This window comes from Pseudomonas sp. NPDC087804, assembly GCF_044742965.1.
GTDB classification, from domain to species: Bacteria; Pseudomonadota; Gammaproteobacteria; order Pseudomonadales; family Pseudomonadaceae; genus Aquipseudomonas; species Aquipseudomonas rustica.
Window position 1 is genome coordinate 84667 of record NZ_JBIUVN010000001.1, and the last position, 22874, is coordinate 107540.

Below are 22874 nucleotides of genomic sequence, written 5' to 3' on the forward strand. Positions count from 1 at the left end.
GGACGCAGAGCGTCCCGGGCTGCATTCCCACGCAGAGCGTGGGAACGATCAGTCAAACCGCAACGTGATACGGATTGCGCGGATCATGATTCCAGTCCAGAAACGGCTTGCCTGAATCCATCGGCACCATCTCGATGCAACCCGCCACCGGACAAGTGATCTGGCACAAATTGCAGCCCACACACTCATCATCAATCACTTCATATTTATGCGTCCCGTCCGCCTGGCGCAGGCTGCCAATCGCCTGATGTGAAGTGTCCTCGCAGGCAATGTGGCAACGCCCGCAACCAATGCACGCTTCCTGGTCAATCCTGGCGATCACCTGATAGTTGATATCGAGGTATTTCCAGTCCGTGATATTGCCCACCGCGCGCCCGGAAAACTCGGAAATGCTGGCGTAGCCCTGACTGTCCATCCACCGCGACAAGCCGTCCTTCATCTCCTCAACAATGCGGAAACCATGCAGCATCGCCGCCGTGCACACCTGCACCGCGCCGCTGCCCAGCGCCATGAATTCTGCGGCATCACGCCAACTGCCGATGCCGCCAATCCCGCAGATCGGCAAGCCCTGCGTCTCAGGATCACGGGCAATTTCCGCGACCATGTTCAGCGCGATCGGCTTCACCGCCGAACCGCAATAACCGCCGTGGGTGCTTTTGCTGCCGACGGTGGGCAGGGCGACCATGTGCTCCAGATCGACGCTGGTGATCGAGTTGATCGTATTGATCAGCGACACCGCATCGGCGCCACCGCGATGGGCGGCGCGGGCGGCGACGCGGATGTCGGTGATGTTCGGCGTCAGTTTGACGATCACCGGCAGCGAGCAATAAGTCTTGCACCAGCGCGTCACCTGCTCGACGTACTCCGGCACCTGACCGACCGCTGCGCCCATACCGCGCTCTGGCATGCCGTGCGGGCAACCGAAATTCAGTTCGATGCCGTCAGCGCCCGTGGCCTCAACCAGCGGCAGAATGTGTTTCCACGACTCTTCAACGCACGGCACCATCAGCGAGACGATGATTGCGCGATCCGGCCAGTCCTTCTTCACCTGAGTGATTTCGCGCAGGTTGATTTCCAGCGAGCGGTCGGTGATCAGCTCGATGTTGTTGATACCGAGCACTTCACGGTTGTTGCCGTAGTGCGCCGAGTAACGCGACGAAACGTTGACCGCCGCCGGATCCTCGCCAAGGGTTTTCCAGACCACGCCACCCCAGCCTGCTTCAAACGCGCGCACCACGTTGTAGGCTTTGTCGGTCGGTGGCGCGGAGGCCAGCCAGAACGGGTTCGGTGCTTTGATGCCGGCGAAGACTATCGAGAGATCGGCCATTTACGCAGCCTCCACGTTGAGCATCAGTTGAGCGTTGATCGCCTCGGCGGCGAGTTTGCCGTGCTGCACGGCTTGCACGGTGAGGTCTTGATCGAGGCTGGTGCAGTCGCCGCCGGCATACACGCCGGGAATGCTGGTGCGCAGGTTTGCATCGACCTGAATGCGTTCACCCTGGCGCTTGAGTTCACGGGCGAGCGGGTCGGCGAGGGCGCTGCTGTCGAAGGACTGGCCGATGGCTTTGAAGATTGCGTCGGCGGCCAGTTCGAAGGTTTCACCGGTGGTTTGCAGGCGTCCTTCGACCAGATCGGTGCGAGCGAAACGCATGCCGCGCACGTTGCCTTGATCGTCGAGCAGCACTTCTTCCGGTTGTGCCCAAGTCAGCAGACGCACCTGATTGGCCTTGGCGATGTCTTGTTCATGGCCAGTGGCGCCCATGTCCGCCGCGCCACGGCGATACACCAGATTGACATCGCGAGCGCCGAGGCGAGCCATTTGCACGGCCATGTCGATCGCGGTATTACCGGCGCCGAGGACGATGCAGCGTTCGGCCAGTGGCAGTTGCGTGAGGTCATCGGCCTGACGCAGTTCGCGGATGTAATCGGTGGCGGCGAGCAGGCCCGGGGCGTCTTCGTGGGCCAGGCCGAGCTGCTTGCTGGCGTTGAGACCGAGGCCGAGGAACACCGCGTCGAATTGGTGATGCAGTTCGCTGAGGGTCAGATTCTCACCGAGTTTCTGCCCGTGGCGAATTTCGATGCCGCCGATTTGCAGGAGGAAATCCAGCTCCTTTTGCGCGTAATCGTCGACCAGTTTGTACTTGGCGATACCGTACTCGTTGAGCCCGCCAGCCTTCTCCCGCGCTTCGAAAATCACCACGTCATGACCGTGCATGGCGCTGCGATGCGCGCAGGACAAACCGGCCGGCCCGGCACCCACCACGGCGATGCGTTTACCGGTGGCTGCCGCGCGCTGGAACGGGTGCTCAGTAAAGTGTGCGTTGTCGACGGCGTAGCGTTGCAGCAGGCCGATCAGCACCGGCGCGCATTCGTGGGCGTTGTTGCGCACGCAGGCTTGCTGGCAGAGGATTTCAGTCGGGCAAACGCGTGCGCAACTGCCGCCGAGGATGTTCGCCGAGAGAATTTTCTGCGCGGCACCGGGGACGTTGTCTTGATGGATATTGCGGATGAACGAGGGGATATCGATCTCGCTCGGGCACGCATTCACGCACGGCGCGTCGTAGCAATACAGGCAGCGCGAGGCTTCCAGATGTGCCTGCCGAGCGTTGAGCGGCGGCGCCAGATCAGTGAAATGCCCGGCGAGGGCGGCCGCGCTTTCGTGCGGGTGGGGGAGATGGTTCAGGGTCTCGATCACGGTTGTGTGCCTCACGGTAACTGCCTCTATCGGGCATTGGCCAAATCCCCGTGTAGGCGCTGCCGAAGGCTGCGATTTGTTGATCTTGATCTTAAAAAACAAGATCAAAAGATCGCAGCCTTCGGCAGCTCCTACAGGGGAATGCATTTCAAATGTGGGAGCGGGCTTGCTCGCGAAGGCCGAAGGCCTCGATATCAGCGTTTCACAGCAACTGGCTTATGTTGCTCAGCCCGCTTACTCAGCAAATCAAACACCGCCGGATACGCCGGCCGTTCGATGTACCGTCCGGCGCCGCGCTCGGCGCGCAGGTCGCCATCGGCCCAGACCAATCGGCCCTGGCTGACGGTATGGCTCGGCACGCCGCGCACGGTCTTGCCTTCGAAGATGTTGAAATCCACCTGCTGATGGTGGGTCTTGGCGGAAATGGTGCGCGTGCCTTGCGGATCCCACAGCACCAGGTCGGCATCGGCACCGACGCGAATCGCACCTTTACGCGGATAAAGATTGAAGATTTTCGCGGTGTTGGTTGAGGTGAGCGCAACGAAATCCTGCATCGATAAACGACCGGAATTAACGCCCTCATCCCAAAGCACCGCCATGCGATCTTCGATACCCGCCGTGCCGTTGGGGATCTTGCTGAAGTCATCACGACCCGCCGCTTTTTGCTCGGCGCAGAAGCAGCAATGATCCGTCGCAGTGGTGTGCAGATTACCGTTCTGCAGTCCGTGCCACAGCGCCTCTTGATGACCGCGCGGACGGAACGGCGGGCTCATCACGTAACCCGCAGCAGTCTGCCAGTCCGGGTGTTGGTAGACGCTGTCGTCGAGCAGCAAATGCCCAGCGAGCACTTCGCCGTACACGGGCTGGCCTTTGCTCCGTGCATAGGTGATTTCGTCGAGGGCTTCCTTGGTCGAGACGTGCACCAGATACAACGGCGTGCCAATGGTTTCAGCGATACGAATCGCCCGGCTCGCCGCTTCCCCTTCAACCTGCGAAGGCCGCGACAGCGGATGCGCTTCCGGCCCGGTGATGCCTTGGGCCATCAACTTGCGTTGCAGGTGATAGACCAGCTCGCCGTTTTCCGCGTGCACGGTTGGTACCGCACCGAGCTCCAGACAACGCTCGAAACTCGCCACCAGCGTGTCGTCGGCAGCCATGATCGCGTTCTTGTAGGCCATGAAATGCTTGAAGCTGTTGATGCCGTGATGGCTGACCAGCTCGGCCATTTCCTCACGCACCTGCTCGCTCCACCAAGTGATCGCGACGTGGAAGCCATAGTCGGAGGCGGACTTCTCCGCCCAGCCGCGCCACTGATGAAACGCTTCCATCAATGATTGCTGCGGATTGGGAATGACGAAGTCGATGATCGACGTGGTGCCACCGGCCAGACCCGCCGCCGTGCCGCTGTAGAAATCCTCGCTGGCCACGGTGCCCATAAACGGCAGTTGCATGTGCGTATGCGGATCGATGCCGCCGGGCATCAGGTATTGGCCGCTGCCGTCGAGCACTTCGGCGCCGGCGGGAATATCAAGGTTTTCACCGATGGCTTTGATCACGCCGTCGGCGCAATAGACGTCGGCGCGATAACTTTCATCATGGGTAACAACGGTGGCGCCACGGATCAACAGAGACATTCCGAGTTCCTCGCAGGCATGACCGACTTGTGCCGGTTCTAAATGTTTTATTGATGTACAGCAGTTCAGGGTGTATTCCTGTCAGCGCTGTCAGGAATAGAAACTAGTCGTGAATTTGCAATAGAGCAAGAATATTTTTTATAAGCTTATGTATGTTTTAACTCTATGAAAAATAACGATAAAAAGTACAAATCACCAAAATGGTGAGGCGGCTCCCCATTTTGACGCACTTGACAGGATGGAAATATGAGCAAGATTTCCTATGTGAAATCAGCCGCTTGAAGTTGAGCTGCGGTTGCACGTTCACAATGAAAATAAATGCAGTGCACCAGTTTGAGTCCTGTCTGTTCGGACAACTTGCCAAGTGTTTAGCCTGAGCACCCAGACAAGTTTCCGCGAACTCATCAGGTGAATAATTAAAACTGATAAATATCAGAAAGTTGCAATGCGTTTGAAGCACGGCCCTAGCGCCAAGCGGTTCACCCGGCACGTTTATTGATGCCGCCGCTGACACCATGGCCGGTGCACGAAAGTTGTCAGTTCCTCCGGCCATCGTCCGGCTCGCGCCTTGTGTGCAAGCCGCCTGATGAGCAAAAAAATAATCAGAAGAACAGTGGAGCGGCCATGCAACAGAACAGATCGCAAGTGACCGAACGCGACGGCTTGTTCGAACTCGAAGCCGGCAGCGACGTCCTCGACAGTCCCCGTTACAACCACGATATGGCACCGACCAAGGTGCGCGAACGAACCTGGAACAAATGGCACATCACCGCGCTGTGGGTCGGCATGTCGATCTGCGTGCCGACCTACACCCTCGGCGGCGTGCTGACGGCGTACTTCGGCTTGAGTGTGGGCGAAGCGCTGCTGGCGATTCTGTTCGCCAATATCATCGTGTTGATTCCGCTGACGCTGAACGCCTTTCCCGGGACCAAATACGGCATTCCGTTTCCCGTGTTACTGCGCTCGTCGTTCGGCATTCTCGGCTCCAACGTGCCCTGTTTGATTCGCGCGCTGGTGGCGTGCGGCTGGTTCGGCATTCAGACAATGTTTGGCGGTTTGGCGATTCACCTGTTTCTTGGCTCGATTTTCGACGGCTGGAAATCCCTTGGCGGAACGGGGGAGGTGATCGGCTTCATGGTGTTCTGGGCGCTGAACCTGTGGGTGGTGATTCGCGGCGCCGAGTCGATCAAGTGGCTGGAAACCTTGTCCGCGCCGTTGCTGGTGGCGGTCGGCATCGGCTTGCTGGTATGGGCGATGCCCAATGTCTCGATGACGGAACTGCTGGCGATCCCGCCGAAGCGTCCGGAAGGCGCCAGTGTGGTGAGTTACTTCGCCGCCGGGCTGACGGCAATGGTGGGTTTCTGGGCGACGTTGTCGTTGAACATTCCGGACTTCAGTCGTTACGCCAAGAGCCAGAAAGATCAAATCCTCGGGCAGATTTTCGGCCTGCCGCTGACCATGTTTTTGTTCGCCTCGCTGGGCGTGATCATGACCGCGGCGTCGGTGAAACTGGTCGGCGTGACGGTGTCTGATCCGGTGACTTTGATCGGCCATATCCAGAGCCCGGTGTGGGTCGCGGTGGCCATGGCGCTGATCATCATCGCCACGCTGTCGACCAACACCGCCGCGAACATTGTCTCGCCGACCAATGATTTTCAGAACATCGCGCCCAAGGTGATCAACCGCACCAAAGCGGTGTTGCTGACCGGGTTGGTCGGCCTGTTGCTGATGGGACATGAGCTGCTGAAAAAGCTCGGTTTGATCGTTTCCGATGTGAGCCTGGAGACCGTGTATTCCAACTGGTTGCTGGGTTATTCGAGCCTGCTCGGGCCGATTGCCGGGATCATGGTGGTGGACTATTTCCTGATCAAGAAACAGCAACTGGACCTGGCCGGGTTGTACCGCGATGACGTGTATCCGGCGTGGAACCGGGCCGGGTTTCTCGCGTTTGGTGTGCCGGTGGTGCTGACCTTGTTGTCGCTGGGTAGCGATGCGTTCAGCTGGTTTTACAGCTATGGCTGGTTCACCGGCTCGGCGTTGGGCGGGATTATTTATTACGGGTTGTGCGTGATGCGGGCGCAGCCTTCTGCCGTGAAAACAGCGGTGTAAGTCATGATCATTCCCACGCTCTGCGTGGGAATGCAGCCCGGGACGCTCTGCGTCCCAACAGCGGACGCAGAGCGTCCATGGATGAGTTCCCACGCAGAGCGTGGGAACTATCGGCATCAACACTGAGGAGATCCCCATGAACGCAGCCGTAGACGTTCTGCAATCGACCCATCAGCACATCAACCGCGATCGCCTCTGGGCCTCGCTCATGGAGCTGGCCAAGCTCGGCGCCACGGTCAAGGGTGGGGTCTGTCGCCTGGCCCTGACCGACCTCGACCGCCAGGCCCGCGACCTGTTCGTGCAATGGTGCAAGGACGCCGGGTGCAGCGTCACGGTCGATGCCGTCGGCAACATCTTTGCCCGCCGGCCGGGGCGCAATCCCGACCTGCCGCCAGTGATGACCGGCAGCCACATCGACACGCAACCCACCGGTGGCAAGTTCGACGGCTGCTTCGGTGTGCTCGCTGGCGTCGAGGTTCTGCGCACACTCAACGACCTCGGCGTGGAAACCGAAGCGCCGCTGGAAGTGGTGGTCTGGACCAACGAAGAAGGCTCACGCTTCGCGCCATGCATGATGGGCTCCGGCGTGTTCGCCGAAAAATTCACCCTCGAAGAAACGCTGGCCAAGGTCGATGCCGAGGGCATCACGGTCGGCGAAGCACTCAATGCGATCGGTTACGCCGGCCCGCGCAAAGTCAGCGGCCATAAAGTCGGCGCCTATTTTGAAGCACACATCGAACAAGGCCCGATCCTTGAAGACGAACAGAAAACCATCGGCGTGGTGCTCGGTGCGCTGGGGCAGAAGTGGTTCGATCTGAAACTGCGCGGCGTCGAGGCCCACGCCGGCCCAACACCGATGCACCTGCGCAAAGATGCACTGGTCGGCGCCTCGGTCATCGTCGGCGCCGTCAACCGCGCCGCCCTCGGCCATCAACCGCACGCCTGCGGCACGGTCGGCTGCCTGCAAGCCTATCCCGGCTCGCGCAACGTCATTCCCGGCGAAGTGCGCATGACCCTCGATTTCCGTCATCTGGAACCGGCGCGACTGAATTCGATGATTGCTGAGGTGAAGCAGGTCATCGAAGCGACTTGTGAGGAACATGGCCTGACTTATGAACTGACCCCGACCGCCGACTTCCCGCCGCTGTACTTCGAAAAAGGTTGCGTGGAAGCGGTACGCGGCGCGGCCAAGGGCTTGGGCCTGTCGCACATGGACATCGTCAGCGGCGCCGGCCACGACGCAATCTTCCTCGCCGAACTTGGGCCTGCGGGGATGATTTTTGTGCCATGCGAAGGCGGGATCAGCCACAACGAAATCGAAAACGCCGCGCCGGATGATCTGGCGGCCGGGTGCGCGGTGTTGTTGCGGGCGATGCTCGCGGCTTCGGCGGCGGTGGCAGCCGGTAAAGCCGCCGCATAAACATCAACAGATCGCAGCCCTGTGTAGGAGCTGCCGCAGGCTGCGATCTTTTGCTGACACGCAAATGTCATGAAAATGTGCGACGTTGCCGCCCATGAAAATCATCACCTCCGGCGCGTCCTATCTGGACATCGACGCCTACGCCTGCTGCATCGCCTACGCCGAATTACTCAATCTGCAAGGCATTCCCGCCCGCGCCGTCAGCAGCGCAAAACCCAACGCCAGCGTCTCGAAAACCGTGCTTGATTGGGGTCGCGCCTTTCAAACGCATGAACCATTGCTGACTGACGAATTCATCTTGGTTGACGTATCCGACTATCACCATTTCGATCCACTGGTCGTGCTCGATCAGGTCGTGGAAGTCATCGACCATCATCCAGGTTACGAAGATTACTGGGCAAAGAAACTCGGTTCAGCCGCCGACATCCGCCCGATCGGCGCTGCGGCAACTCAAGTCTTTCAGCGTTGGCAGACCTCAGACTTGCTAGCAAAAATCAGCGAACAAAGTGCCGCACTGTTGGCCACCGCGATCCTCGACAACACCCTGAACTTCACCAGCCAGATGACCACCGCAGCGGACATCGACGCCTACGCCGAACTCGCGTTTCGGGCGAAACTCGCGACCGACTGGCCCGAGAAATACTTCCTCGAATGCCAGGCCAGCATCGAATCAGACCTTGCCAATGCCTTGGCAGCCGACCTGAAACGGCTGAAACCCGAAAGTAATCTGCCGCAAGTCTTCGCACAAATGACCGTGTGGGATGCCGATGCGTTGCTGCAAAAGCATCGGCCAGCGATCAGCCAATGGATGGCGGAGCAGGGCGATGACTGGATGCTGAATGTCATCAGCATCCGCGACCGGAAAAGTTGCTTGCTGGTCGAACCCGAACTCAGTCAACAAAAGCTGAATAGGCTGATGCAGTTTGGATGGTGCTCTGGAATGGCTGTTGTCGAGCCATCGATGTTACGCAAAGAACTTCTGAAGCTGAGCCTTTCAGTGGCCCCCTGTAGCAAATCCTGAAAACGCATATGGAATTTGTAGGAGTGAGCCTGCTCGCGATAACGGGCTGTCAGACACTGCAATATTGTCTGATGTACCGCCATCGCGAGCAGGCTCACTCCTACAAGTCATTCATGCGTGCAGTTGGGTTACGCGATTAATCCAGGGTGAGGTTTTTTGTTCGGCGGTCATTGCCCTGCGGATTACCGATATCCAGCAACCGCCTCTCCACCAACACATTCTCCAGCGCCTGACGCTCGAACGGCGCCATTTGGTGTTCGCGCTTTTTCAGCTCCAGCAGAATGGGGCTGGACCAGGTGCGGTAGGTCTGTTCGATCGTGCGACGCGACGTCATCAGTCTCTCCTTGATCAAGAGCCCAGGGGCTCAGTCCGATGAGGGAGTAACGTTAGACGACAAACCCGGAAGTCGCGAATACGACGATCCCGTGTAGGAGCTGCCGAAGGCTGCGATCTTTTGACTTGGTTTTTTAAAAGACAAGATCAAAAGATCGCAGCCTTCGGCAGCTCCTACACGGGTTCGAGGGTCAGTCTTCTACGTTCATCAGTTGTTGCACGCCTTCCCACGCTTCGGCGCGCATGCGTTCGATGTCCAGGCCGGGGATTACGCCGTTGTCGACCACAATCCGGCCGCCGACCAGGCTGTATTTCACCGTGATCGGTTCGCCCGCAACCACCGGCGCGACGGCGCTGTCGTGGAAGCCGTAGAACCGTGGGTGATCGAGGCTGTAGACCACCAAATCCGCCGCTTGCCCGACTTCCAAAGCGCCAACCGCGCCGAGCCCCAACACCTGTGCGCCACCCGCCGTGCCCCAGTGAATGACGTCTTCAGCGGTGGTCGCCGAGGCGCCTTGTTCGGCGCGGTGGATCAGCCACGCGGTGTTGGCCTCACCGACCATGCTTCCGGATTCATTCGACGCTACGCCATCCACGCCCAGGGAAATCGGCACACCTGCCTCGTACATCTGCGGCACTGGCGCGACGCCGCTGCCCAGTCGCGCATTGCTCACCGGGCAGTGGGAGATGCCGGTGCCGGTCTGCGCGAGCATGCTGATTTCGCCCGGTTGCAGGTGTACGGCGTGGGCGAACCAGACGTCGGGGCCGAGCCATTCGTGTTCGGCGACGAATTCCACTGGCAGGCAGTTGTATTTTTCGCGGCAGAAATTCACGTAGTTCTGCGTTTCCGACAGGTGCGTATGCAGACGCAAACCAAGGCCGCGTGCGGTGTGGGCGAGTTCACGCAGCAGCGTCGGCGGCAGCGAGAACGTTGGCGTGGTTGGCGCGACAACCACGCGGCGCATCGCGTCTGGAGTGTCCTGGTGATACAACGATTTCAGCCGTTCGATGTCGCCGACCATTTGCTCAAGGCTTTCCGGTTGCAGCGCGGTTTTCGAGAAGCCCGGATGTGCGCTCGCCGATTCCAGCGCGCCGCCACGGCACAGCACAAAGCGCAGGCCAAACTCATCGGCCATGTCGAACAGCAAGTCGCCGGTCTCGGTGCTGCCGTGAGCGTGGTAGAGGTAATGGTGATCGGCGCAGGTGGTGACGCCGGACAGCAGCAATTCGACCATGCCCAGTCGTGCAGCAATCCGCGCCAGTTGCGGGGTAAAGCGGTTGAGGCGCGGGTAGGGCACGCTCGCCAGCCAGCCTTGCAGATCCTGATTCAGCCCTGCGGGCACGGCTTTGAGCAGGTTCTGGAACAGGTGATGGTGGGTGTTGATCCAGCCGGGATAGACCACGCAGTTGCGCGCGTCGATCAGCCGTTCGCCGGGTTGCGCTTCGAGGTTCGCGGCCATTTCGGCGATGCGACCGTTGACCACGCGGATGTCCACGGCGCCGGCCCGCGCGCGAGGGCCGCGCAGGCCGGTCATCACCGCGACCGGGTTTTTGATCAGGATGTTCTGAAGTTGAGTCATGGGCAGCTCCAAACTAAAGGATGTGCGAGGCGGATTTGCTGGCGGTGGTTTCCGGCACGCTGACGCCATTCAGCGCAGCGTTGAGCAGCACCGACACCAGGCAAGCGATAACCACGCTGCTGTGCAGGAACGGCTGCGACCACTCGGGGAGTTGTTTGAACAAGGTGGGTGCGAGCACCGGCACCAGCGCGGCGGCGATGGTGAAACCGACGATCAAGACGTTGTAGCGATTGCGCTCGTAATCGACTTTGGCGAGGGTCTGAATGCCCGCCGCCGCAACCACGCCGAACATTGCAATGCCAGCGCCACCGAGAGCGGCGGTCGGCATCGAAGCGATGATCGCGCCGGCCTTTGGCACCAAGGCAATCGAGCACATCAGCAAACCGCTGACCGCGACCACCCAACGGCTGCGCACGCCGGTGAGGATCACCAGGCCGACGTTTTCCATGAAGGCGATAAAGGGAAACGCGGCGAACATCCCGGCGATGGTGCTGGCCAGGCCATTGGCGCGCAGACCGTTGATGACCTGTTTGTCCTCGACCGGTTTTTCGACAATGTCGCCGATGGCCACGAACAGCCCCATCGACTCGACCATCTGCACGATCATCACCACCACCATGGTCGCGATGGGGATCAGGCTGAAGGTTGGCAGGCCGAAGTAGAACGGGTAGGGCACGGTCAGCCACGGCGCTTCTTCGACGCTGTGAAAACTGCCCATGCCCAGACCGTAGGCCAGACCGGCGCCAACCAGCATCCCGATCAACACCGCCATGTTGCGCAGCATCGGGCTGCCATAGCGGTTGACCAGTAGAATCGTCAGCAACACCACCACGGCCACACCGAGGAACGCCGGCGCGCCGAAGTTGCTCGCGTTGCGCCCGCCGCCAACCCATTCATAGGCAATCGGGAACAGCTGCAAACCGATCACGGTGACGATGCAACCGGTGACCACGGGCGGAAAAAACCGCCGTAATCGACCGACGAAGGGCGCCATCAGCATGGTGAAAATCCCCGCGCCGATCACCGCCCCGCAGACCCCGGCGAACCCCACCTCCGGGTTGCTGCCGATGGCGATCACCGGGCCAACGCTGCTGAACGCCACGCCTTGTAGAATCGGCAGGCGCACGCCGAATTTCCAGAAGCCGACGGTTTGCAGGAGGGTGGCAATGCCGGAACAGAACAGCGTGGTACTGATCAGCACCACCGTGTCGGCGTGGGACATTTTTAGGGCACTGGCGACAATCAACGGCACGGCGATGGCGCCGATGTACGAGACGGCCATGTGTTGCAGGCCGAGGGTGAGCATCTGTCGTACCGGCAAAACGCGGTCGACGGGGTGCACGGTGGATGCGGTTTTTGATGGGGATGTGGCTGACGACATGGGGAAACACCTCTGGCTGTTTTTATGCGGTAGAGAGGGGTATTCGTCTGATGCCTGCTGCAGGTCCCCTGTAGGAGTGAGCCTGCTCGCGATAGCGGTGAATCAGTCACCATCATTGCTCAATGACACACCGCTATCGCGAGCAGGCTCACTCCTACAGGTTTTGTGGCATCAGTCATTCGTACACATGTGCCCGAAGCCGCCATCCACCGGCTCCGATGCCTTGTTTCAGCCTGCCAGGCAGGCGGCGAAGCCTTGGTTCAGGGCCGCGCGATCCAGGTCGCGGCCGATGAACACGATCTTGCTCGAGCGGGGCTCCGTGCCCCACGCGGTCGAGGCGCGGAATTCCACCAGGCTGTGCACGCCTTGCAGCACGTAGCGCTGGTCTTCATTGGCCACGGCGAGCACGCCTTTCATGCGATAGAGGTTGTCGGCCTGGGAGGAGCGCAGCTCGCTGATCCAGCGGTGGAACGCCATCAGGTTGACCGCGCCGTCCACAGCGATGCCCACCGATGACACGCTTGGGTCGTGCTGGTGATCCTGCTCTTCAATAGACTGCTCAGCGTGATGCTCATGGTCGTGATGATCGTGATCGTGCTGATCCGCGCCGATTTCCATGAGCTTCTGCGTGCATTCAAACGCGCCGATGCCGAGGATCTTCGTCAGATCGATTTGCGCGTGGGTCGAGGTCACCAGATCTGCCGTGGCATTCAAGCCACGGATCTTGCCGCGCAAGGTTTCCACTTCTTCAGCGCTGACCAGATCGACCTTGTTGATGACGATCCGGTCGGCGCAAACGATCTGATCCACTGCCTGATTGTCGACGCCGTCGAGTTGCAGATCCTCCAGGTGCTGGGCGATGTGCTTGGCGTCGACCATGGTCACGATGGCGTCGAGTTCGACTTCATCGGCGATCGGGTCATTGATGAAAAAGCTCTGCGCCACCGGGTACGGATCGGCCAGGCCGCTGGTCTCGATAAGGATGTGGTCAAGCCGCACCGGCCGCGCGACCAGTTCGCGGACAATGCGCACCAAGTCCTCGCGAACTTCGGCGGTGCAGCACACGCAGCCGTTGACCATCTCGTAGATTTCTTCGGTCTCGGAACTGAGGACGAGGTCGCCGTCGATGCCGACTTCACCGAATTCGTTTTCGATCACGGCGATTTTGCGACCGTGGTTTTCTTTGAGGATGTAATTGAGCAGGGTGGTTTTACCGGCACCGAGGAAACCGGTGAGGATGGTCACGGGGATTTTGGTGTTGCGGGTTGGGGCGTTGAATGGGGTGTTCATGGTGAGGCTCCTTTGATTGACCGGTGCACACTGAATTCGGGGTGATGAAATTTTTGATGTTTAACCCTTGTGGTGAGGGGATTTATCCCCGATGGGTCGCGAAGCGGCCCCAAATCCTGCCACCGCGCTGTATCAGGCAGACCGCGGTTGCCGGTTTTACGACTGCTTCGCAGCCGAGCGGGGATAAATCCCCTCGCCACAGTTATTGATTTCCACAGTTGGATCCGGGTGTTCTTGCCAGCGTCGTGCAACGCCGGCATCGAGGCCGAAAAGGTCGAGCACGCGGCCGAGGCTGTGGTCGACCATTTGTGCGAGGTTTTCCGGGCGGGCGTAGAACGCGGGCACCGGTGGAGCGATGATTCCGCCCATCTCGGTGACGGCGGTCATGTTGCGCAGGTGGGCGAGGGTCAGCGGGGTTTCGCGGGCAATCAACACCAGCGTGCGGCGCTCCTTGAGCGTGACGTCGGCGGCGCGACCGATCAGCCCCGATGAAGTGCCGGTGGCAATCTCGGCCAGCGTCCTCATCGAGCACGGCGCCACCACCATGCCGAGGCAGCGAAACGAACCGCTGGCAATCCCGGCGGCGACGTCATCGGCGCGGTGGTAATGACTGGCCAATGCAGTGACGTCGGCGAGTTTGTAATCGGTTTCGTGAGCCATGGTCAGCAGCGCCGCGCGGCTGATGATCAGGTGGCTTTCGATGTCCAGTTCAGCGAGCAATTGCAGCAAGCGCACGCCGTAGATGAAGCCGGACGCGCCGCTGATGCCGACGACCATCCGTTGCCGGTTCACGATTCCAGTCCTTTGAGCAAAACCCGCGCGCGTTCGAGTACATCCTGATCCAGCTGCGCCTTGATCCCGTCAAACCCGGAACCGCGAGTCGCATCCAGGCCCATCCGCGAAGTGGTGCCGTTGACCGACGACGATGGATCGAGCGGACTACCGGGCAAACCATCGATGGTGAAAATATCCAGATGCGGCTGGAAGTGCGTGGCCAGCGCCCACAGCACCTGGCTGTCATCGCTGATGTCGATATCGCTGTCCACCGCGATCACGGTTTTCAGGTACGGATCCCAGCCGAGCAACGCCAGCATGATCTGCCGCGCCTCGCCGTCGCGGCTCTGATCCAGCGCGACGTAGCAGTGAAAATGCGTGCCGGAATTCGGGTAATGCACAGCGGTGACAGCGGGGAAACGTGCCTTGAGTTTTTCGCTCATCTCCGCTTCGCGCGGCAGGCGTGCGAGGGTCAAATGCTCGGCGTAGCGGCCGCCCATCACATCGACCAGCCAGGCATCTTTGCGCTTTAACAGGGTGTCGACGCGCAGCACATTGTTGGTCGAGCGATCCGAGGAATAACCGCTGAATTCACCGAACGGGCCTTCCTCGGCATAGGCCGCCGGGTCGATCGCGCCTTCCAGAACAAACTCGGCGTACGCTGGCACACCGATGCCGTAGCGTGGAGTTTTCACCAGTTCCAGCGGCGCACCAAACAGCCCGCCGGCGACGGCGCGTTCATCGGTGCCATACGGCAAACGCGCAGCGGCGGCGAGCATGAACAGTGGGTGCGCTCCGACCACCATCGCTACGCGCAATTCTTCACCACGTTCGCGCGCGGTTTGCAGCATCCGCCACAGGTGGCCACGTGAGTGCAGGCTGGTGGCGAGGGCCTGGCGGGCGTGGCGCATCGAGCGGTGATAGCTCATGTTGGCGATGCCGGTCAGCGGGTCTTCGGCAACGATGATGGCGTTGGTGACGTACGGGCCGCGATCGCTGTCGAAATGCTTGAGCATCGGCAGCAGCGCCAGATCCAGCGCTTCGCCTTCGAAGACTTCATCGAGAATCGCGCCGTTTTCTACGTAACGCGGGGCGATGGCTTGGTTGGCGCGGGTTTGAAAAGTTTCGTGCAGTTGCGCAGGCGTTACGCCGAACAGCCGGGCGATGCGGGTTCGGGAGGCGAACAAATTAGTCGCCACCGGCACGCCGAGGTGGCCGACGTTTTCGCAGATCAGCAGTGGATCGCGGCCTTGGGCGGCGAGGGCATCGACCAGGGCGGTGACGTCCTGATCGGCAGAAATCGGTTGAGTGACGGTCAGCACATCGTCCGGGTACTCACGGCGATAGGCGTCGATGAACACGTGAAAGTCCTGAGAATCGCCGAGCGTCGAACAGGTCATGGTGTCACCTCGTAAAAAGCAGGCACGCAGGGGTGAGAGGGCGTTCGCGCGGCCAGCCGTTGGCCTGCCGGTCGAACGAACGCCGGGTCATCTTCGTGCCTGTAAAGTCGCTGTGTGCTCTGTGTACAGATCCCTTGTGGCGAGGGCCTTTGTGGCGAGGGGATTCATCCCCGTTGGGCTGCGAAGCGGCCCCAAATCCCGCAATTGCGCTGTGTCAGGAAAACCTCATTCACAGGTTTTGCGACTGCTGCGCAGCCGAGCGGGGATAAATCCCCTCGCCACAGGGTTTCCTTGTTACCCCAAGGATCTGCGTTATCTAGAGGTACGTGGTGGTCAGGCGAATGTCGGCCTCGGCCAGATCCTTCGGCGGTGGCGTCGGTTCGATCCCGCACAACCTTGCGATGTTGTTGCCCAGGTAGTCTTCGAGATGATCCTCATCAATCCCCAAGCCTTGCGGTGCCGGCGAGCACAACACTTCCAGTTCCCGCAGCCACATCCCCGGCTCATTCGGAGGCGAATCGGTGCCGAACACGATCTTGTTGCGCGGCAGTTCCTTGGCGAATTCGACGATCCGCGACTGGAAGCACCAGCCCGATTCGCAGTACACATTTGGCGTGTCCATCGCCATCCAGAACGCTTCGAACGAGTAGTTGCCGCCGGTCTGGATACCGAAGTGGCCGATGATGAAATTGACCATCGGGAACTCGCGGATGATCGGGTAGAACATCGTCGGAATCGTGTACGGGCCGTCGCCGGTGTGGATCAGCACGACGATGTTGTACTTGGCGCAGACCTTCATCGCCGGACGCAGCCAGTCGAGTGCGCGATCCGGGCGATAGCCGTGCATGTTGGCGTGCAGCTTGAGCATCTTGAAGCCGTATTCCTTGATGTGGAATTCCAGCTCCGCTGCACCGTTTTCCGGTCCCCAGCGCGGGTTGAAGTTGAAGTTGCCGATGAAGCGATCCGGGTACTTCATGCACAGTTCGGCGATGTACGACATGTAGTCGCGCACGCCTTCGCGGCCCCGGCGGTTGCCGTCGCGATAACCGGTGTTGCCCGGTGGCGGCTGGATGAAACCCATGTCGATGCGGCGTGGTTTGCCGTTGATCATGTACGGGCCGTCCATCAGTTTGAGCATGCGCTCGCCGGTGAACGGTTCGCCGGTGTGGCGCCAGGCCTCGTCGACCAGGTTGGTGGGGTGCAGATGGGTGTCGATGATCATCGGTTCAGCTCCTGGCCAGTTGAGTGGTGACGGGGCGCTTGAGTTGCGCCTCTGCTTCGGAAACGGAACGGGGTGGCGGGGTTGGCTCAAGGCCGATCATCCGCGCGGTGTTGTTGCCCAAGTAGTCTTCGAGAGTGTCCTCGTCGAGGTTCAGGCCTTGCGGCGGTTCGTGGCAGAGCACTTCGAGCAGGCGCAGCCACATGCCCGGTTCGTTCGGTGGCGTGTCGGTGCCGAAGAGGATCTTGTGCGTCGGCAAGACCTTGGCGAATTCGACGATCCGCGATTGCAGGCACCAGCCGGATTCGCAGTAGACGTTGGGCAATTCCATCGCCCATTGCATCGGTTCAAACACGTAGACGCCACCGGTCTGCACACCGAAGTGGGCCATGATGAAATTGACGTTGGGGAATTCCTTGATCATCGGCACCCATTCCGACGGGATGCTGTAAGGGCCGTCGCCGGTGTGCAGCTTGACCGGAATGCCCAGCTCGGCGCACTTCTCGAAGCATGGGCGCACCCAGTCGAGTGCGCGGTCAGGACGGTAGGCGTGCATGTTGGCCTGCATCTGCACCATGCCGAAACCGTGTTCCTTGACGTAGCGCTCGATCGCTTCGACGCCGTTTTCAACGCCGCAGCGCGGGTTATAGACGAAGCAACCGATGAAACGATCCGGGTAGGTCTGCACCATTTTCAGGGTGTAGGCCATGTAGGCGTCGATGGATTCGCGGCCGGTCAGGTCGCCGTCGGTCCAGGTGTAAATCGTGTTGCCTTGCGGCGGCTGGATGAAGGCTTTGTCAATGCGGCGAGGCTTGCCGTTGACCATGTACGGGCCATCCATCATCTCCAGCAGACGCTCGCCGGTGAACGGGTCACCGTCATGCCTCCAGGCGAGGTCCACCAGATCGGTGGGATAGCAGCTGATATCGATGATCATTGCAGTCGATCTCCTGATAGCGGGGAAGGGAGCCTTGCGGCTCTCGGCATCCACGTCCCGGGCAATCGGCCGTTTCTATGCGCAAGACTCGCGCATTCCCTCGCCTGTTCGCATCCGGCCCGGGTGGGTGGCTGCTGAGGGCGAGTATTGGAAAGGGGGGAGGGGTTCGTACAATATTAATTGGGCGGGGTGGTGATATGCGTTCGATATGGGCCTTGTAGCAAAATCAAAAGATCGCAGCCTTCGGCAGCTCCTACGGGGATCGGTGTAGGAGCTGCCGCAGGCTGCGATCTTTTGATCTTCGGTAATTGTGCTCGCCTCTTCGCGAGCAGGCTCGCTCCCACAGGGGAGCGCATTCCAATTGTAGGAGTGAGCCTGCTCGCGATAGCGTCAAAATTGTGTACGCAAAGCCAACAGTTTGATCGCCTCAACCACCGGCGCCACACGCTCCGCCTGCCCATGCGGCCACACCGCGTAAAGGTTGTAATGCGCCGCAATCTGCGCCTCGTTCAACGCCACCAACCGCCCACTGCGCAACGCATCAGCCGCGAGCAATCCACGCACCAACCCCGCACCAACGCCCGCTTCGGCAGCGGCGATCAGGTTGGCCGCATTATCAAAAATCACCCGTGCCGGCGGTTCAGTCGGCGTCATTCCCGCCGCATCCAGCCACGGAATCCACGACCTTCGCGTATAGCCCAACAACGGCAACTCCAAAATCTGCGCCGGGGTCAACGGCACCTGCAACCCATACCGTTCCAGCAAATCTGGCGAAGCCACCGCCAACACCCGATCGCCACAAATCTGCGTCATCTCGCAGTCGTCCCAATCGCCATAGCCATAGCGCAACGCCAGATCGACCCGCTCAAACGTGCTGCGATCACTGCGCGGCATCGACAGCAACGTCACCTCGTAATCCGGCAGCCCATCGAGCAACTGCGGCAGGCGCGGATTGAGCCAGCTCTGCGCCAGTTCGCTGTCGACATCAAGCGTCAACCGTTGCGCGACGCTGCGGTTTTTCACCGACGAGATCGCCCGGTCAATCTGCGCCAGACCGTCCGACAACACACTGGCAAACAACTGCCCGGCGTCGGTCAGGTTGCTGCCGCCGCCTTCACGCACGAACAGCGGCTGGCCGATGAAATCCTCCAGCGCACGAATCTGCTGGCTGATCGCACTGTGGGTCAGATCCAGTTTGCGCGCAGCACTGGAGAAACTGCCGCTGCGCGCGGCGTGGATAAACGCGCTCATGGACTGCACCGACGGGTATCGCTTGTACATGTTGTTAGTCCTGCTTACAGCGGTTGGCAGAAATCGTCGCTGGCCGCGTGTTGCTCAGGGTTCCAATAATCGGTGACCAGGCCTGCACAAAGACGGGCCGCTCTTTTGGAGCCTGACAATGATTGCATTCACGGTGAACGGCGAACGACGCGAGCTGGATGAAGCGTCCTCTTCCATGCCCTTGTTATGGGTCTTGCGTGATCAACTGGAACTCACCGGCACCAAGTTCGGCTGCGGCATGGGTCTGTGCGGTGCCTGCACCGTGCACCTGGACGGCGTCGCGGTGCGTTCCTGCCAATTGCCGGCGGCCGCCGTCGCGGGCCACAGCATCACCACCATCGAAGGTTTGTCGCCGACGGAAAACCATCCGCTGCAACTGGCCTGGGTCGCCGAAGATGTGCCGCAATGCGGCTACTGTCAATCCGGGCAGATCATGTCCGCCGCCGCGCTGCTCAACACCGGTGCGGCGGTGACCGACGATTCGATCCGCAACGCCATGTCCGGAAATATCTGCCGCTGCGGCACTTACGGGCGCATCAACAAAGCGATCAAACGTGCGGCGAATGCGCCGAAGGAGGCCTGATGAGCCTTATCGACGACACCCGCATCGAACTGCCGCGCCGGGTTTTTCTCAAGCAAGCGGCGACCGTCGCTTCCGGACTGGCGATTGCCCTGTATATGCCCGGCGGCATCGCAGCCACCGATCCAAAAGCCATGGCGCCGGCCAACGAATTTGAGCCGAATGCCTGGGTGCGGATCTTTCCCGACGGCACGGTGAAACTGGTGGTGCACAAGCATGACTCAGGCACCGGTACGCAAACGGCATTGGCCGCGTGTGTGGCGGAAGAGCTGGACGTCAACCCGATGACCGTGCAGGTGATTACCCCGGAAGATCCGTTTTTCGAAACCTACATTCATCCGGTCTGGAAAGTCTTCTCCACGGGCGGCAGCACCAGTGTTTCCCTCGAATACGATCGCTTGCGCATGGCCGGTGCCACGGCGCGGGCGCTGTTGATTACAGCAGCGGCGAAACAGTGGAAAGTCAGCCCCGACAGTTGCACCACCGAGGAAGGTCGCGTCGTTCACACGTCGAGTAAGCGTAGCCTCGGTTATGGCGAACTGGTCGGGGTCGCGGCGAATCTGTCAGCGCCGACCCACGTCACGCTGAAAGACCCGGCGCAGTTCAAATACATCGGCAAGCTGCGGCACAAACGCGATGCCGCAGCCAAGGTGTGCGGGCGGTTCAAGTACAGCATCGACGTGCAATTGCCGGACATGCTGGTGGCGGTGATTCAGCGTGCGCCGGTGGTCGGCGCGAAGGTCGTCAGCGTCGATTCAGCGGCGGCTCTGCAAGTGCCGGGCGTGCGCAAGGTGCTGGCGATTCCGGGGCGTCCGGATGTGCTCGGCGGCAATCTGGAAGGCGTCGCCGTGTTGGCGGATACGTTCTGGGCCGCGCAGCAGGGCCGCAAAGTACTGGAGATCAAGTGGAGCGATTCAGCGCTGGCCGGGTTCGACAGCGAGCAGTTGTTCAGCGCTCAAGCCAAAGCCATCGGCGATCCGCAAGCGCAAACCGTCAGAGCCATGACCCAAGGTGATGTCGCCGGGCAATGGGCGGGCGCGGCGAAGCTGATCGAAGCCGATTACACCATGCCCTACAAGGTGCAAAACCCGCTGGAACCGATCTGCATCACCGCGCAGGTCAAGGACAAGGCAATCACCTATTGGGGCGGCGTGCAGGTGCCGTCGTCGGCACTGGAAGCGGCGCAAACTGTGTGCGGGATCGACAAGGCCAACGTCACCATTCATGAGTTGGTCTCGGGCGGCAGCTTCGGTGCGCGGGAAGCCAAATACTGGTTGTTTGAAGTCGCGTATCTGGCGCAGAAAACCGGCGTGCCGGTGAAACTGCTCAACAGCCGTGAAGATGAACTGCACGCGCTGTTCAATCATCCGGCAACCTTGCATCGGGTCAAAGGTGCGCTGGATGCTCAAGGCAGACTCAGTGCGCTGCAACTGCACGCGGTGTCGCCAGCCTCGCCGGAACAGTGGGAACCGGGTTATTTCGAACGCCCGGACAAGATGGATTACAGCACCACCGAAGCGATCACCGCGTGGGACTTCGCCTACCGTCCACCGCATCTGGAATTGAACTGGGTCAAGCACGAAAGCGACGTGCCGAGCGGCTGGTATCGCTCGGTAAGTTTTATTCCCAACGTGTTTGCTGTGGAAAGTTTCATGGATGAACTGGCCCACGCGGCCGGTGCAGATCCACTGGCGTTCCGCCTGGCCAATATGCAGGAACGACCTCGGCATGTGACCGTGCTCAAGCAGGCAGCCGAGCGCGCCGGTTGGGGGCAGCCGTTGCCACCGGGAACCGCGCTGGGCATCGCGACCAATCAGGGTTACACCAGTTTCATCGCGGTGGTCGCAAGGGTGGCGACGGTCGATGGCAAGCCAAAAGTCGAGAAGCTCACCTGCGTGGTCGATTGCGGTTTGGCAGTGTCGCCGGGCGGTGTTGAAGAGCAAATCTACGGCGGCCTGATGTGGGGCTTCGGTCACGCCTTGTTCGATCGGCTCGACATCAAACAGGGCAGGGTGGTGCAGAGCAACTTCCACGACTATCGCGTCACGCGCATGTCCGACATGCCGGCCACCGACATCCTCGTGCTCGACGGTGAGCCGAACAAACCCGGTGGCGTCGGCGAGTTGGGCAGTCCTTCGGTGGTGCCGGCCATCGCCAATGCGTTGTTCGCGCTGACCGGCGTGCGCCAGCGTTCGACGCCACTGAGCCTGGGATAAATCGCCATGGACTTGCGCTTGCTGCGGTACTTCATGGCGTTGGCCGATGAGTTGCATTTCGGTCGCGCCGCCGAACGCCTGCACATCTGCCAGCCGCCACTGAGTCAGCAGATTCGTTTGCTGGAAGAGGAACTGGGCACGCCGCTGTTCGAGCGCAGCCATCATCGGGTCGAACTGACGGCGGCGGGGCAGATGCTCAAGGAGCAGGCACCGCTGGTGTTCGAGCAGCTTGAGCGGGCGCTGGATCTGACCCGGCAGACCGGACGCGGCCAGCTCGGTGAACTGGAAATAGGCATGATCAGTTCGGTGATGGTCGGCGTGCTGCCCAAGGCTTTGCACCTGTTTCGCGAGCGTTATCCGCAGGTCAACTGGCGCCTGCACGAAATGACCCCGGCGGCGCAGGTCAAGGCGTTGAAGGAGAAACGCATTGATGCCTGCGTGTTTCGCGTGGGTTATGACGATCCGTTGTTGCGCAATGAACTGCTGATTTATGAACCGATTCATGTGGTGATGCCGGCGGATCATCCGCTGGCGCAGCGCGAGGTGCTGGCCCCGGCGGATCTGGCGCAAGAGCCGTTTGTGGCGCTGGAGTTGAAGCAGTCGCGGTTCGCTAATTTTCTCTATCAGTGCTGCATTCAGGCCGGGTTTACCCCGCAGATACGCCAGCAGGTGATTGAGGTGCAGACGCTATTGAGTCTCGTGCGAGCCGGGTTTGGCGTGGCGCTGTTGCCGGCGTCGATTGAACAGTTGGCGCCGGCGGGGCTGGTGTTTCGACGCCTGACCCCGGCATTGCCGGAAGTGCCGTTGTACGCGACGTACCGCGCGGATGATGCCTCCCCCGTCCTGAAACTCTTCCTCGATACCCTCCGCGAACTCAACGGCAACCCCCAACCCCTGTAGGAGCTGCCGAAGGCTGCGATCTTTTGATCTTGCTTTTAAAAAACAGGATCAAAAGATCGCAGCCTTCGGCAGCTCCTACAGGGGGATGTGTCGTGTGTGAATAG

General features: G+C 60.5%; 18 protein-coding genes. 6 read left to right on the top strand and 12 right to left on the bottom strand.

Going from position 1 to position 22874, the window contains the following annotated elements; all coding sequences use genetic code 11:
• Positions 1-52: 52 nt before the first annotated feature.
• From preA to hydA, 3 genes are all read right to left on the bottom strand, one after another.
• Positions 53-1327, bottom strand: a complete 1275-nt coding sequence (gene preA, locus ACIOMO_RS00445) for an NAD-dependent dihydropyrimidine dehydrogenase subunit PreA (RefSeq protein WP_401237439.1) — start codon at positions 1325-1327, stop codon at positions 53-55.
• Positions 1328-2695, bottom strand: a complete 1368-nt coding sequence (locus ACIOMO_RS00450) for an NAD(P)-dependent oxidoreductase (protein ID WP_401237441.1) — start codon at positions 2693-2695, stop codon at positions 1328-1330.
• A gap of 194 nt (positions 2696-2889) precedes the next feature.
• Entirely contained in the window at positions 2890-4329 is a 1440-nt protein-coding gene (hydA, locus tag ACIOMO_RS00455) for a dihydropyrimidinase (RefSeq protein ID WP_102899263.1), read from the bottom strand.
• A 624-nt stretch (positions 4330-4953) separates the two neighbouring features.
• Here hydA and ACIOMO_RS00460 point away from each other — a divergent pair.
• From ACIOMO_RS00460 to ACIOMO_RS00470, 3 genes are all read left to right on the top strand, one after another.
• Entirely contained in the window at positions 4954-6438 is a 1485-nt protein-coding gene (locus ACIOMO_RS00460) for an NCS1 family nucleobase:cation symporter-1 (RefSeq protein ID WP_159814675.1), read from the top strand.
• 136 nt (positions 6439-6574) lie between these two features.
• The gene (locus tag ACIOMO_RS00465; RefSeq protein WP_159814674.1) at positions 6575-7858 is read left to right on the top strand and encodes a Zn-dependent hydrolase; all 1284 of its coding nucleotides are present in this window, start codon (positions 6575-6577) and stop codon (positions 7856-7858) included.
• 94 nt (positions 7859-7952) lie between these two features.
• Entirely contained in the window at positions 7953-8879 is a 927-nt protein-coding gene (locus ACIOMO_RS00470; RefSeq protein ID WP_401237443.1) for a DHH family protein, read from the top strand.
• A 136-nt stretch (positions 8880-9015) separates the two neighbouring features.
• Here ACIOMO_RS00470 and ACIOMO_RS00475 read toward each other — a convergent pair whose 3' ends face one another.
• The 9 genes from ACIOMO_RS00475 to ACIOMO_RS00515 form a co-directional block, all read right to left on the bottom strand.
• Positions 9016-9213, bottom strand: coding sequence for a hypothetical protein (locus ACIOMO_RS00475; RefSeq protein ID WP_053121391.1), 198 nt, complete (start codon positions 9211-9213; stop codon positions 9016-9018).
• 190 nt (positions 9214-9403) lie between these two features.
• Positions 9404-10792, bottom strand: coding sequence for an amidohydrolase family protein (locus ACIOMO_RS00480; RefSeq protein WP_401237445.1), 1389 nt, complete (start codon positions 10790-10792; stop codon positions 9404-9406).
• 13 nt (positions 10793-10805) lie between these two features.
• Positions 10806-12173 (bottom strand): nucleobase:cation symporter-2 family protein, encoded by a 1368-nt coding sequence (locus ACIOMO_RS00485; protein WP_401237447.1) that lies wholly within the window; start codon positions 12171-12173, stop codon positions 10806-10808.
• Between the two features lie 228 nt (positions 12174-12401).
• A complete protein-coding gene (locus tag ACIOMO_RS00490; protein ID WP_212544619.1) occupies positions 12402-13463 on the bottom strand; it encodes a GTP-binding protein in 1062 nt (353 codons plus the stop codon).
• A gap of 156 nt (positions 13464-13619) precedes the next feature.
• The gene (locus ACIOMO_RS00495; protein ID WP_401239369.1) at positions 13620-14240 is read right to left on the bottom strand and encodes a UbiX family flavin prenyltransferase; all 621 of its coding nucleotides are present in this window, start codon (positions 14238-14240) and stop codon (positions 13620-13622) included.
• Between the two features lie 11 nt (positions 14241-14251).
• A complete protein-coding gene (locus tag ACIOMO_RS00500) occupies positions 14252-15637 on the bottom strand; it encodes a UbiD family decarboxylase (RefSeq protein ID WP_401237449.1) in 1386 nt (461 codons plus the stop codon).
• A gap of 316 nt (positions 15638-15953) precedes the next feature.
• Positions 15954-16859: an amidohydrolase family protein gene (locus ACIOMO_RS00505; protein ID WP_008081961.1), complete on the bottom strand. Its 906-nt coding sequence runs from the start codon at positions 16857-16859 to the stop codon at positions 15954-15956.
• 4 nt (positions 16860-16863) lie between these two features.
• Positions 16864-17793 (bottom strand): amidohydrolase family protein, encoded by a 930-nt coding sequence (locus ACIOMO_RS00510; RefSeq protein ID WP_008081962.1) that lies wholly within the window; start codon positions 17791-17793, stop codon positions 16864-16866.
• Between the two features lie 390 nt (positions 17794-18183).
• Positions 18184-19074, bottom strand: coding sequence for a LysR substrate-binding domain-containing protein (locus ACIOMO_RS00515; RefSeq protein WP_400647331.1), 891 nt, complete (start codon positions 19072-19074; stop codon positions 18184-18186).
• 118 nt (positions 19075-19192) lie between these two features.
• On the opposite strand from ACIOMO_RS00515, the gene ACIOMO_RS00520 reads away from it, so the two are divergent.
• The 3 genes from ACIOMO_RS00520 to ACIOMO_RS00530 are packed head-to-tail and all read left to right on the top strand — an operon-like array spanning position 19193 to position 22770.
• The gene (locus ACIOMO_RS00520) at positions 19193-19657 is read left to right on the top strand and encodes a (2Fe-2S)-binding protein (protein WP_401237451.1); all 465 of its coding nucleotides are present in this window, start codon (positions 19193-19195) and stop codon (positions 19655-19657) included.
• Positions 19657-21870, top strand: coding sequence for a molybdopterin cofactor-binding domain-containing protein (locus tag ACIOMO_RS00525; RefSeq protein WP_401237453.1), 2214 nt, complete (start codon positions 19657-19659; stop codon positions 21868-21870). The genes ACIOMO_RS00520 and ACIOMO_RS00525 overlap by 1 nt, the downstream gene beginning before the upstream one ends.
• Positions 21871-21876: 6 nt before the next feature.
• Positions 21877-22770, top strand: a complete 894-nt coding sequence (locus ACIOMO_RS00530) for a LysR substrate-binding domain-containing protein (RefSeq protein ID WP_053121372.1) — start codon at positions 21877-21879, stop codon at positions 22768-22770.
• Positions 22771-22874 lie beyond the last annotated feature (104 nt).

Excerpts from the sequence above, each read along its gene's own strand:
- preA (WP_401237439.1), bottom strand. The coding sequence starts at position 1,327 with ATGGCCGATCTCTCGATAGTCTTCGCCGGCATCAAAGCACCGAACCCG.
- hydA (WP_102899263.1), bottom strand. The coding sequence starts at position 4,329 with ATGTCTCTGTTGATCCGTGGCGCCACCGTTGTTACCCATGATGAAAGT.
- ACIOMO_RS00460 (WP_159814675.1), top strand. The coding sequence starts at position 4,954 with ATGCAACAGAACAGATCGCAAGTGACCGAACGCGACGGCTTGTTCGAA.
- ACIOMO_RS00465 (WP_159814674.1), top strand. The coding sequence starts at position 6,575 with ATGAACGCAGCCGTAGACGTTCTGCAATCGACCCATCAGCACATCAAC.
- ACIOMO_RS00470 (WP_401237443.1), top strand. The coding sequence starts at position 7,953 with ATGAAAATCATCACCTCCGGCGCGTCCTATCTGGACATCGACGCCTAC.
- ACIOMO_RS00475 (WP_053121391.1), bottom strand. The coding sequence starts at position 9,213 with ATGACGTCGCGTCGCACGATCGAACAGACCTACCGCACCTGGTCCAGC.
- ACIOMO_RS00480 (WP_401237445.1), bottom strand. The coding sequence starts at position 10,792 with ATGACTCAACTTCAGAACATCCTGATCAAAAACCCGGTCGCGGTGATG.
- ACIOMO_RS00485 (WP_401237447.1), bottom strand. The coding sequence starts at position 12,173 with ATGTCGTCAGCCACATCCCCATCAAAAACCGCATCCACCGTGCACCCC.
- ACIOMO_RS00490 (WP_212544619.1), bottom strand. The coding sequence starts at position 13,463 with ATGAACACCCCATTCAACGCCCCAACCCGCAACACCAAAATCCCCGTG.
- ACIOMO_RS00495 (WP_401239369.1), bottom strand. The coding sequence starts at position 14,240 with ATGGTCGTCGGCATCAGCGGCGCGTCCGGCTTCATCTACGGCGTGCGC.
- ACIOMO_RS00500 (WP_401237449.1), bottom strand. The coding sequence starts at position 15,637 with ATGACCTGTTCGACGCTCGGCGATTCTCAGGACTTTCACGTGTTCATC.
- ACIOMO_RS00505 (WP_008081961.1), bottom strand. The coding sequence starts at position 16,859 with ATGATCATCGACACCCATCTGCACCCCACCAACCTGGTCGACGAGGCC.
- ACIOMO_RS00510 (WP_008081962.1), bottom strand. The coding sequence starts at position 17,793 with ATGATCATCGATATCAGCTGCTATCCCACCGATCTGGTGGACCTCGCC.
- ACIOMO_RS00515 (WP_400647331.1), bottom strand. The coding sequence starts at position 19,074 with ATGTACAAGCGATACCCGTCGGTGCAGTCCATGAGCGCGTTTATCCAC.
- ACIOMO_RS00520 (WP_401237451.1), top strand. The coding sequence starts at position 19,193 with ATGATTGCATTCACGGTGAACGGCGAACGACGCGAGCTGGATGAAGCG.
- ACIOMO_RS00525 (WP_401237453.1), top strand. The coding sequence starts at position 19,657 with ATGAGCCTTATCGACGACACCCGCATCGAACTGCCGCGCCGGGTTTTT.
- ACIOMO_RS00530 (WP_053121372.1), top strand. The coding sequence starts at position 21,877 with ATGGACTTGCGCTTGCTGCGGTACTTCATGGCGTTGGCCGATGAGTTG.